Here is a 12,200-nt window from a genome sequence, read left to right as displayed (position 1 = left end):
CCGCGGCAGCCCGCGCGGCGGCGGCGGCGACTCCTGTCGCGCAGGCAGCGGGACCTGCGCCGGCGGCCAACCGTCCGGTCGAATCCGTACCCACGACGGCCGCCCCGATCGCGATCATTCGGCCAGCGGTTGCGCCGAAGCCGATCGTTGCGCCGATCAGCACCCCAGTCGTCACGGCCGCACCGGTGCTGACGCCGCCGAATTCACCACCCCCGACGCAGCTTCCGCCTCTGCGCGCCCGGAGCGAGGAGATCAAGGCGAGTGCGCCGCAGCCGATCGCGCCCGCGCCGCTCGCATCCGCTCCACCAGTCGCCGCGCCGGAGCCAACGCCCCAGTCGCCCGGCCAGCACCAGCTGCCCATCGCATCGCAGCCCCAACACGTTCCCGCGCCGACCGGGCCGCGCGCGAAAATCGGCTTCTTCAACGGGAAGCAGGTCGCGCAGTCGCTGCAAGTCGAGAACGATCGGCTCAACGCACTCATCGCACAGCACGGCCTTCTGTCGGTCGCCGAGCTCGATGCGACGATCCGCGGCTACCAGGCACAGGCGATTCAGGTCCAGCAGGACATCGCTGCTCAGGCGGCGCAGGCGCAACAGGCGCAGCGTGCGCAGGCGGATGCCGCGCACGCGGAACTGCTCAACGTGCGTCGTGACATCGATGCGGCCCGTGCACACCTCCTCTCGGAGCAGGCCACTCTGGAGGCGGAGCGCCGCCGGGTCCTCGACGTCCGCGCGACCATCGACATCCAGGACCTCGGTCTCTACGACTACGAGCATCCCGCGGAGATCTCCGCGACCCTCGGGACGTCGCTCGAATCCCTGCGCCAGCAGATCAAGGACGCGGTGCGGAACAAGCAAGCCGTCACGACGACATCGGGATTCACGTTCAACAATTCCGAGGCGAAAGGACGAAAGTTCGTTTCGGACATGTCCAACATCCTCTTGCGCGCGTACAACGCGGAAGCGGAGAACTGCATCAAAGCGGTCCGCGCCGGCAACCTGCACACGGCGCAGGCTCGCCTCTCCAAGGTGCGGGATCAGATCGCTCGCCAGGGCACGATGATCTCCCTGCAGATCACCGAGTACTACCACCACCTGAGGTTGCAGGAGATGGAGTTGGCTTCTCGGCACCTGCAAGCGCTGCAGCGCGAGAAGGAGCTGGAACGCGAGCGTCGAGAAGAACTGCGTGAGCAGCGCAAGGCCGAACTCGAGTTGCGGAAGGAGCAGGAGCGCCTCGCCAATGAGCGGAAGCATTACCTCAATGCACTCGCCGTCCTGCAGGCGAACGGTGATGTCGAGGGTCTCGAGCGGATGCAGGCGAGGATCGCCGATGTCGATCGTGCGATAGCCGATGTCGACTACCGCACCGCGAACATTCGCGCGGGGTACGTCTATGTCATTTCCAATCTCGGCGCGTTCGGCGGCAACATGGTGAAGATCGGCATGACCAGGCGCCTGGAACCGATGGATCGCGTCAATGAACTCGGCGATGCCTCCGTGCCGTTCAAATTCGACGTCCACGCGCTCTTCTTCGCAGCCGATGCCGTCGGTGTCGAGAGCACCCTCCACAAGCATTTCGCGGAGCATCGAGTCAACAAGGTGAACCTGCGTCGGGAGTTCTTCAACGTCACGCCCCAGGCGGTCCTCGACGCTCTGCGGTCCCACTCCGTCGAAGTGCTCGAATTCCGTTCGGAGGCGGAAGCTCCCGAATATCGGATGAGCGGCGCCGTGCTCGCGTAGTCCGCGGCTGGGGACCGCCCCGTGTCACCGGCGCATGGGAGACTGGCCGCAGCTTCGCCCGCCACCGTCGAAAGGCCCACCGCACCGATGTTCCTCCTCGACGGCCAGCCGGTCACCTCGGCCAGCGACCTCAGCAACGCCTCGTACTGCGAGTTCGCGTTCCTGCGCGGCATCGATGCGAAGCTCGGGCACATCGACCGTCTGGACGAGGTCCCCGACGAGATGTTGCAGCGCACCTCAGCGCTCGGCGACCAACACGAGCTGCGGGTGCTGCAGCGGTATCGCGACGAGTTCGGCGACGGCGTCGTCGAACTGGAACGACCGAGCGTGCGCGATGCCGAAGCGCTCGCGCAGGCGGTCGAGGACACGCTCGCCGCCTTCCGTAGCAGTGCGCCCGTCGTCTTCCAGGGCGCGTTCTTCGACGGATCGTTCATCGGTTTCGCGGACTTCATCATCCGCCGGCCCGATGGCAGCCACCGCGTCCAGGACACCAAACTGGCACGCTCGCCGCGCGTCACCGCACTCCTCCAGCTCGCCGCATACGTCGAGCAGCTCCACGCCGCCGGCATCCCCACCGACGACCACGTCGACCTCCTCCTCGGCGACGACACCACGAGCACCCACGCCGTCGCCGACATCCTCCCCGTGTACCGCCGCCGCCGCGCCCGCCTGATGCGCATCGTGCAGGAGCGCATCGATGCCGCGACCGCCGTCGAATGGGGCGACCCGCGCTACAGCGTGTGCGGCCACTGCGCACACTGCGAGGCGGAGATCGCCGCCAGCCGGGACGTGCTGCTCGTCGCCGGCCTCAGACTCACGCAGCGGGACCGGCTCTTCGCGGCCGGCATCGAGACGATCGACGCGCTCGCCGCGATCAGGCTTGAGGATCCCCTTCGACAGGCTCAGGGACCGGAGGTGGGGGCCCTTCGACAGGCACAGGGACCGGGCGGGCACTACACGCACGCCCACCACACGACGGAGCCGACGACCGTCGCCGGCATCCCCGATTCGACCCTCCGCGGCCTCCGCGAACAAGCACGCCTTCAGATCCAACCGTCCGATGCCACGGGCAAGCCGCCCTTCGTCGTTCACGATGCGCAGACCATCGGACTCCTCCCCGAGCCGAGCCCCGGCGACATCTTCTTCGACTTCGAAGGAGACCCCCTCTACACGGAGGGCCACGGGAACGGCCCGCACGGCAGCACCCGCTGGGGCATCGACTACCTCTTCGGCATGGTAGACGCCGATGGCGCCTTCCGCGCCTGGTGGGCGCACGACTTCCACGAGGAACGCCTCGCGCTCGAAGGCTTCCTCGCCTATCTGACGGAGCGCCGCGCCCAGTACCCCGGCATGCACGTCTACCACTACGCCGCCTACGAACGGACGCACCTGCTCTCCCTCGCGGCCCGGCACGGCGTCGGCGAGCACGTCATCGACGACCTCCTCCGCGACGGCGTCCTCGTCGACCTCTATCCGCTCGTCCGCAAGACGCTCCGCGTCGGCTCCCGCTCCTACTCCATCAAGAAACTCGAACCCCTCTACATGGGCGAGGACCACCGCGACGGCGACGTGACCAACGCGGCCGCATCGATCACCGAGTACGCCGATGCCCGTGAGCTCGTCCGCAGCGGCGACCCGGAGCTCGTGGCGCAGGGTGAGCACAAGCTCGCCGAGATCGCGGACTACAACGAGTACGACTGCGAGTCCACCCGGCGGCTGCGTGACTGGCTGCTCGAACTCGGCGCCGAGCGAGGCGTCCTCCCCGGCAGCTTCGTCACGGACCAGGTCGAACTCGTACCCGACGAACCGACGCCGCTGCACAACGCACTGAGCGCATTCGCCGGCGACCCGCTCGACCCGGAACGATCCGATGACGCCGCGGCCTACGCGCTCGCGGCGGCCGCCATCGACTACCACCGCCGAGAGCACAAGACCTTCTGGCAGGAGCACTTCTCCCGGCTCATCGCCGCGGCCGACGAGTGGGAGGACGTCCGGAACGTCTTCACCGTGACAGGTGGCGAGGTCGAACGCGACTGGTTCCGCGAGGGCAAGCAGCGCAGCGATCGCCGTCACGTGCGGCTCTCCGGACGGTGGGCGCCCGGCAGCACGGTCAAGGTCGGTGGCGACCCGTTCGCGCTCTACGAGTACCCGGGCCCGTTCACTCTGCCGCGCGCGGAAGCGGGGTCACGTCCGGCTGGGCAGATCACGATCCTCGAGATCGACGACGATGGATCCCTCCTTATTCAGGAGACGCTCAAAGCCGACCGGGATCCGTATGACGACCTTCCGATGGCGCTCACACCATCGCCGCCGCCGCGCCCTGGAACGCAGGTGGACGCCATCGCGGACTGGGGTCAGCGCATCGTCGACGCCCACCCCGAGTGGCCGAAGGACGGCGTGGTCGACATCCTCCGTCGTCAGCCGCCCCGGACCCGGAGCGGCGCAGCGATGCCGGACACCGGCGACACCATCCGCGACGTCACGGCCGCACTCCTCGACCTCGACGCGTCGTACCTCGCCGTCCAGGGGCCTCCCGGAACGGGCAAGACGTACGTCGCCTCGCACGTGATCGCCGGGCTCGTCGCGGAGCACGGGTGGAGGGTCGGGGTGGTCGCGCAGTCGCACGACGTCGTCGAGAACCTGCTCGAACGCATCGTGAAGGCCGGCCTCGACGCGGGGCTCGTCGCCAAAGCGGCGAAAGCCGGGGCCGATGGAACGATCGAGCGCGCGTACACGATCCTCCCCTCGAACGGACACGCGGCCTTCGCTCGGGAGGCCGCTGCGCGTCCGGGCCCCGGCCTCTCGGTCCCTGAGCCTGTCGAAGGGCAGCGTGGCGCGCACCCGGTCCCTGAGCCTGTCGAAGGGCGACGTGCCGGCCTCCCGGTCCCTGAGCCTGTCGAAGGGCCATCGACCACCCCCTCGGCCACCTCAACACACCGCGGTGGCGGCTACGTCATCGGCGGAACCGCATGGGACTTCAGCAACCCCGTGCGATTCGATCGACGCCAACTCGACCTGCTCGTCGTCGACGAGGCCGGCCAGTTCTCGCTCGCCTATACGATCGCCGCGAGCGTCGCCGCCGACAACCTGCTCCTCCTCGGCGACCCGCAGCAGCTCCCCCAGGTGAGCCAGGGAACACACCCCGAACCGATCGACACCTCCGCGCTCGGGTTCGTCGCCGACGGCCGCGACGTCCTCCCCGCCGAGCTCGGCTACTTCCTCCACGAGAGCTGGCGGATGGATGCGGCCGTCACCGAACCGGTGTCGACGCTCTCGTACGCGGGTGAACTGCGATCCGCCGCCGCGACCGCCCGCCGCAGCCTGGCAGGCCTGGCGTCGGGCCTGCACATCGCAGAGGTGCACCACGCCGGCAACGCGACGCACTCGACCGAGGAAGCCGATCGGGTGGTCGAGATCGTGCGGTCCGTCGTCGGCCTGCTGTGGACGAACCCGGATGACGCGCGGGTGTCGGACCCGCTGACGGCGTCGGACGTGATCGTCGTCTGCCCGTACAACGCACATGTCGCGGTCGTTCGTGATGCGCTCGATGAGGCCGGGCTCGAGGACGTGCGCGTGGGCACGGTGGACAAGTTCCAGGGGCAGGAGGCGGTCATCGCGATCGTGTCGCTCGCGGCATCGTCCCCGGCCGACGTTCCGAGGGGGATGTCGTTCCTCCTGCTCAAGAATCGGCTGAACGTCGGGATCTCGCGTGCGCAATGGGCCGCGTTCCTCGTCCACTCCCCCGCACTCACCGACTACCTACCGACGACGCCGGACGGCCTGGCCGAGCTCAGCGCGTTCATCCGCCTCGTCGACGGTGGGCTCCGCGACTGAGCCTTCCTCTCTCCTGTCCTTGATCCTCTTCTCTGGTCCCTGAGCTTGTCGAAGGGTTGGGTCTGGTTGCTACCACTTCGACGGGCTCAGTGGCCGGTCCGGGCGTTTGTGGTCTCGGTCCCTGAGCTTGTCGAAGGGTTGGGTCCGGTTGCTTGCACTTCGGCAGGCTCAGTGACCAGTTCGCGGACTCTTGAACCAGGGTCTCGACCCGGATCAGCAGCCCGGACCGGGACGCGGGTGCGTGCAGAGCCGATCGACGAGGACCGTCCGCGCGGATCGGACGGTGACGGTGATGGGCGAGTCGGTCGGGATGCTGAGGAAACCGGGCACTGCCGTCCACTCGCCGCCGCCGATGCGATACTCGGCCGCGTACTCGACAGACACCGTGGCGACGAACTTCCCCGGAACGCCGTAGGTATGACTCGTGGGCGTCTCGGAGAATTCGCGGAGGCCGGCCGCCGCCCACGTCGCGCCGCCGGAGGCCGAGCTGAGGGCGTCACCGTCACTGAAGTCGAACACGAACCGCGTCGGCGCGAACCGGACCTCGGCGCTCTGACCGAGCAGTACGCCCGACCTGACATGGTTCCCAGCTCCCGCGATGAAGTTCGCCGGCAGGCCGACGACCGCCCACCCCGACGGCTCCATGCGCAGCGTTGGCGATACAGGGGCGAAGCTCGCGATCTCATGGATGGTGATCGCCGGAGTGCTTTCGATCACTTCCTCCTCACCGGGAACCGCAGGCCCTCCGCCGAGCGGCGAACAGGAGGACCCGGGCCCGATGAAGCAGGAGCTGTCGTCACGGACGGGTGTTCGTGGCCGGTCGGTTCCGCCACCGCTGGTTCCTCCGCTGCCACCTCCAGACCCGGCTCCGCCGCTCCCGCCTCCCGCCCCGGGCCGGGTCGCTCCCGCGCCCACGTCGATCGACCCGCTCCCCAGACATGCTCCGGTCCAGTCATCGCTGTCCGAACATCCCGCCGCCGCTGCCGGGAGGGCTTCTGGTTCGGCCACCACCACAGCGGTGGCGACGAACAGAATGACCGCAACCCAGGTCAGTGGACTGATCGTCACTCGCATCGTGACGAACTTTCGATACGATTCTTGACCGCTATCAAGAACGGAGGGTCGTCCTTGGTGTTGGGACTGATGCCAATCTCCCATGCGGAGAGCGGTGCACGTTCGGGCGCGACGATCGAGGATCCAGTCGAGTCCACGACGTCGGTTTCGGAAAGGTCCACACAGGCATGAATGACCGCGACGACGCCGAGTCTGTCGGGCACTCGGGACCAGCTCTGCAACGCTGCACTCGACAGTTTCGCTTGACCAAGGTAACGATGTCCGGTCACCGCGATATCTGCATAACCCGCTCGTTCGACATCGCTTATCGCGGGAGCGGCGATCGCGTCGATTCGCTCTGGGTTTGTCCCACCATCGTTGAGAATCTGGTTCGAAAGTGACAAGAAGCGCTCGTAGGTATCTGTAGCGGCCGCCAGAGCTTCATCCTCGGAGGTCAGGACCGAGGATGTCGAGGGCAGCGCGCGCGGGCTCGTCGGTGGCGCGTGGCAGCCGCCCAGGCCGACCAACACGACGACGAGCAGGAGACTCCGGAATACACGCATGTGAAGCACGCTAGGTGAGCGGAGCGCCCGAAACGGGTTCTCCACAGGGTTGGATTCGGGATGAGTGACAGGAGCATCGCGATGGGATCGCGGAAGAGCGTTTCCATCCGGTGCCCACAGCATCGGCCGACACACCTGTTGGGTAAGCCGACCGCCAACGAGGCGACGCGGTGGCAAGAAAGTGCTTCTGGCCGGGTCTTTCCCCTCCGCTCACTCATTGTGTTTATGCATCCCTTACACAGCTCATGAACAGGGAGTCCATAGGCTGCTCTGGGCGAAATCGAATGCTCTGCACGGGTGGGCGTCGTCTGATGGTGGAAGCAACTCGCCGCTGAGAGGAAAACCACCCATGAACGAGTCCACCGATCCGACTGACCCCGCTGCCCCGATGAACGCGAACGAATCGGGTGATGTGAACAACGCACCCGTCGCGAACGACGGCATCGCTCAGCCGGCTCCGGCTCCGAGTGTGGATGCGGCTTCGAATCCTGCGGCCGACGATCAGACCACCGCGATCGTGCCGCAGCAGGACCCGAGGCTCTCCCGCGGCCAGGACGTGCAGCCGTACCAGGCGCCGACTGCCCCGGCCGCGCAGTGGCCCGCGGCGACGCAGGAGAACCTCCACTTCACCGAGCAGGCAGGCAGCCAGGCCGGACCCCGGTCGCACCAGGGACACCAGCTCTTCGACCAGTACGGCCGTCCGCTCATCCCGGGGCAGCCCGGCTACGCGGCGGCCAACTACGGCGCCCCAGGTGCGAGCTACCCGTACGCCTACGGCCAGCAGCCGCACCCCTACGCGGCCGCGCTCCAGCAGCTCTCGCAGGCGAACGGCACGGGCAACGCCTTCGGCAACGGCGGCAATGCCGCGAACAACGGCAACGGCGGGTTCGGCGGCTACGGCAACGGGCTCGGCCCCAACGGCCAGCCCGCAGTCGGACCCCGTGCCCCGAAGCCGCCGATGAAGCGCGGCATGGGGTGGATCATCGCCGCCGCCAGCACGGCAGCAGCGGTGGGCGTGATCGCGGGCATCGGCGGGATCGCGGCCCTCGCATCGCAGACCGCACAGATCGCCGCAGCGCAGCACGAGACCTCGCAGCTCGCCCCGAGCCAGAAGGGGAACGGCGGCCAGAGCTTCGGCAACGGCAGCGGTGGGAGCGGCGGGAGCGGATCCGATCCGTACATGACCCAACCGCAGTCGGCCACGCCCAACACGCGTTCGGCGACGGCAGCGGAGTCGGTCGGTGTCGTCGACATCAACACCGACCTCGCCTACCAGGGCGCCGCTGCGGCCGGCACGGGCATGATCCTCACCGCCGACGGCCAGATCCTCACGAACAACCACGTGATCGCGGGTGCGACGAGCATCACGGTCACCGTCGTCTCGACCGGCCAGCAGTACACCGCGAAGGTCGTCGGAACGGACGCGACTGCAGACGTCGCCGTCCTCCAGCTCGACAACGCGAGCGGGCTCACCCCCATCACGATCGACAGCGACGGCGGAGTGGCCGTGGGTGATGCCGTGACCGGCGTCGGCAACGCAGGCGGCAAGGGCGGCACGCCCACCGCGGCGGAAGGCACCGTCTCCGCGCTCGACCAGAGCATCACGGTCCAGGACGAGCAGACCGGCCAGGGCAAGAACCTGACGGGACTCATCCAGACGGACGCGGACATCCAGGCCGGCGACTCCGGCGGACCGCTCTACGATTCCGAGGGCGAGGTCGTCGGCATCGACACCGCCGCTTCCTCCGGCGGCACCGACATCGACGGGTTCGCCATCCCGATCGACGATGCGCTGTCGATCGTTAAGCAGATCGAGTCCGGCGTCGAAACCGACACCGTCTCCATCGGCTACCCGGCGTTCATCGGCATCGGCCTCGCTGCAGACGGCGCGGCCGGCGCGAACGGCCAGGCCGTGGTCGGCGCAACGGTGAGCGGCGTCATCGCCAACACGCCGGCGGCCTCCGCAGGGCTCGCGGCCGGCGACGTCATCACCGCGCTGAACGGGGTCGCGATCGACTCCGGCAGCACCCTCACCGCCACGATGAAGGGCCTGCAGCCCGGGCAGACCGTGTCGATCACCTGGACCGACACCGCCGGCACGAGCCACACGGCGGACATCACGCTCATCGAAGGGCCGGCCGCCTAGACGGCCACCTCAGCGGCCTGAGCACAGGAGGTCCGCTTGAGGGGAGGATGCGCTCGAGACCCGCGTCCTCCGCTCAAGCGGACCTCCTGCGTCGGCGGCAGGTGATCGGAGCGATGATGCGATGTTCTGATGTCGCGATGATCCCGCACGGAGAGCCGTTGCGCCCCTACGATTGTCGGTTATGAGCACCCCTGGATCGTGGCAGCCCGAACAGCCTCAGCAGCGCCCAGCGCAACAGCAGCCGGTGCCGCCGACGCAGCACACGCAGCCCGGTTACCCGCAGCAGCCGCAGCAGTTCGGCCCGCCGCTGGTGCAGCCGCCTGCGCCGCAGTACCAGCAGCCGGCACAGCCCGTGCCGCCGCAGCCTCAGTACCAGCAGCCTGGACCTCAGTACCAACCCCAGCAGCAGTGGCAGCAGCAGCCGACGCCACCGCCGGTGACGGCGTGGCAGACGCTCCACCTCACCACCGCGAAGCCGAAGGGTGCCGGGTACTGGCCACAGATTCCCGTGGTCGTGCGCATCGACGGCTACGAGTACCGGCCCGGCTGGGGGACGTCGCAGTACACGATCCCCGCGGATCGCCCCGTGCGCGTGCAGTGCTCGATGGCGTGGCTGTGGGAGTTCGGGAATGCTGAGATCGTCATCATTCCCGGCCAGCCGCCGGTCCTCGACTACCTGGCGCCTGCGCAACAGTGGTCGGGCGGCTCGCTCGCCCCGCGGGGGCAGGCCATCGTCAAAGGGCGCGCGATCCAGATCGTGACGTACGCGGTGCTCGGCCTCGTCGTCGTCGGTCTCTTCGCCGCCATGTTCGCCGCGCTGGCCCTCGATTCCGCCGGATACTCCTCGTACTAGTTCGCTGGCGTCGGCCGGTTCGGTCGGGTCGGCCGGATCGACCCGGACCATCCTGACGCCCGACCGCGGTGTACGAGCACCTCACCGGACGGTGATCGTGAGGGTGTGATCTTGGTCCAGCTCCACGTCGCTCGCGTGACCTCTCCCGCCCGGAGGGTCCCAGCATTCGACGTCGACCGAGTACGTCCCCGCGGGCAGCGGGATCCAGGTGAAGGAGCCATCGAGCGCTGTCAGGATGGCGATCTCCGGGATTCCCACCCCTGGTGACGCCGGCACGACTGTGCATCCGCCGGCCGGCGTGCCGTCTGTGTACGTCACGTGCCCTGAGATCGTGAAGCGCGCCGGTGGGCCCGAGCAGGACGTGAGTGCCGCGAACGCGGTGATGGCCGCGAGAGTTCGCGCCGTTCGTCCGAACACGGCTCCATGCATGTCCTGCTCCCCTCACTCGCGACCCACCATACGAAATCGGAGTCGATCTCACATGGATTCCCCGCGGTTGTGAGCTGATCGTCATCGGACGGGCTCGTCGGCAGGCCTGTCGCGCGAGACGCCGCATACGATGGGGGACCATGGGGAACTCGGACGGAACGAAGCGGTGAGCCGCTACCTCGGCGTCGACCTCGCCTGGGGCGAAGGTACGACGGAACGGTCCGCCAACGAGACGGGCCTCGTCTGCATCGACGACGCGGGCGTCGTGCTCGAAGCAGGCTGGGCCACCGGCATCGCCGAAGTCGTCCAGTGGTTGGCGGCCGTCGCCGAGCCGGGTGATGTCATCGGGATCGATGCCCCGCTCGTCGTATATAACGAAAGCGGCATGCGTCTCTGCGAGCGGGAGGTCGGCCAACGCTACGGTCAGTGGCAGGTCTCCGCCTATCCTTCGAATCTCGGGCTGCCCGCGCTCGGCGGAGTCGCCTTGCGGAAGGATCTCGAGGAGATCGGCTTCGAGTACCAGGACGGCACGCAGGTTCATGATGCCGACGCGATCACCTTCTTCGAGTGCTACCCGAACACGACGCTGGTCGGCGCCGTCGAACTCGGTTACGTCACTGAACGCCCCCGCTACAAACGCCTCAACACCGGTCTTCCGGCGGCAGAGCGACGCGCGCATCGCGCCGCGGAATGCGACGAGCTGCTGCGACGCATCGCCACGCTCACCGACGCGACACCGCCCATGGACCTCGCGACGCATCCCGTCACGGCTGAGCTGCTCGACACTCGTTCGCCGCTCAAGGACGGAACCTACAAGCATCGTGAAGATCTGATCGACGCCGCCCTGTCTGCCTGGACGGCCGCGATCTGGGCGACGGCCGGACACGACCGGTGTCAGATCCTCGGCGCCGATGCCGCCCCCGACGAACAGGGACGGGTGCCGGTCCTGATTGCGGTGGCGAGGCCCGAGCAGCGACGGGCGACCTCGAGCGCTGCGGTGTCGACCGATGCGACATCCGCGGGCACGACCGCGAGCGTGACGCCAGCCGGAGCTCCGCGCTCGCTCCCCCGAACTGAGCTCCCGGCACCGACCGTGCTCGTGTCGTCGACCAGCGCGGCAGCTCCGGTCAGCACGGCAGATCCGGTCAGATCTGCATCCCCGGCTGTACCGGCCTACTCCCCCAGCTCGCACTCGAACAAGGAATCCGCCGTGTCCCCCGCCTCATCTTCATCCGCCGCCGACGGTGCTTCGTCCGTCCCAACGGTGGCACCTGCACCGACCATGATCCCGGGAGTGCAGCCGGTCAACCCGAGCCGTGTCCCGTCGCCGACGCCGTCCACGGTCGACCTGCTCAACAGCGCGACGTGGCTGCTCGAGCACGCGGCCGTTCCCGATGGCGACGACGTCGCGTTCGAAGCCGCCCGCACGGCACTCGCCGAAGCGGTGTTCGATCTCGAGCGCATCCAATACGGCATCGCCTGATCCTCGTGTTTCAGGAGGAGGCAGCCGTCGAGTGCAGTGTGCGCTCGGTGATGAGCACTTCCTGAACACGGGGCATCGATCGGTGCGTGACCGCGCCCTA

At 68.2% G+C, this 12,200-nt stretch carries 8 protein-coding genes; 5 read left to right on the top strand and 3 right to left on the bottom strand.

Going from position 1 to position 12,200, the window contains the following annotated elements:
• Positions 1-185: 185 nt before the first annotated feature.
• Positions 186-1,739, top strand: coding sequence for an SNIPE associated domain-containing protein (locus ACQ3HB_RS19000; RefSeq protein ID WP_430922247.1), 1,554 nt, complete (start codon positions 186-188; stop codon positions 1,737-1,739).
• 87 nt (positions 1,740-1,826) lie between these two features.
• Entirely contained in the window at positions 1,827-5,573 is a 3,747-nt protein-coding gene (locus tag ACQ3HB_RS18995; RefSeq protein WP_430922243.1) for a TM0106 family RecB-like putative nuclease, read from the top strand.
• 213 nt (positions 5,574-5,786) lie between these two features.
• Here the strand turns inward: ACQ3HB_RS18995 and ACQ3HB_RS18990 are convergent, their stop codons facing one another.
• Both ACQ3HB_RS18990 and ACQ3HB_RS18985 read right to left on the bottom strand, forming a co-directional pair.
• Positions 5,787-6,290 (bottom strand): PKD domain-containing protein, encoded by a 504-nt coding sequence (locus ACQ3HB_RS18990; protein WP_430922241.1) that lies wholly within the window; start codon positions 6,288-6,290, stop codon positions 5,787-5,789.
• Between the two features lie 347 nt (positions 6,291-6,637).
• Positions 6,638-7,189, bottom strand: coding sequence for a hypothetical protein (locus ACQ3HB_RS18985; RefSeq protein WP_430922240.1), 552 nt, complete (start codon positions 7,187-7,189; stop codon positions 6,638-6,640).
• Positions 7,190-7,538: 349 nt separating this feature from the next.
• On the opposite strand from ACQ3HB_RS18985, the gene ACQ3HB_RS18980 reads away from it, so the two are divergent.
• Both ACQ3HB_RS18980 and ACQ3HB_RS18975 read left to right on the top strand, forming a co-directional pair.
• Entirely contained in the window at positions 7,539-9,335 is a 1,797-nt protein-coding gene (locus ACQ3HB_RS18980) for a S1C family serine protease (protein ID WP_430922239.1), read from the top strand.
• Positions 9,336-9,516: 181 nt separating this feature from the next.
• On the top strand, positions 9,517-10,188 hold the full coding sequence (locus ACQ3HB_RS18975; protein WP_430922238.1) for a hypothetical protein: 672 nt from the start codon (positions 9,517-9,519) through the stop codon (positions 10,186-10,188).
• An 81-nt stretch (positions 10,189-10,269) separates the two neighbouring features.
• Here ACQ3HB_RS18975 and ACQ3HB_RS18970 read toward each other — a convergent pair whose 3' ends face one another.
• On the bottom strand, positions 10,270-10,506 hold the full coding sequence (locus ACQ3HB_RS18970; protein ID WP_430922236.1) for a hypothetical protein: 237 nt from the start codon (positions 10,504-10,506) through the stop codon (positions 10,270-10,272).
• A 277-nt stretch (positions 10,507-10,783) separates the two neighbouring features.
• Here ACQ3HB_RS18970 and ACQ3HB_RS18965 point away from each other — a divergent pair, with 277 nt between their 5' ends.
• Positions 10,784-12,100, top strand: a complete 1,317-nt coding sequence (locus ACQ3HB_RS18965) for a DUF429 domain-containing protein (RefSeq protein WP_430922234.1) — start codon at positions 10,784-10,786, stop codon at positions 12,098-12,100.
• The last annotated feature ends 100 nt before the right edge of the window (positions 12,101-12,200 follow it).

The sequence above is a fragment of the Plantibacter lichenum genome (genome assembly GCF_050587525.1).
GTDB lineage: Bacteria > Actinomycetota > Actinomycetes > Actinomycetales > Microbacteriaceae > Plantibacter.
This window is presented reverse-complemented; position numbering and strand designations above follow the sequence as displayed.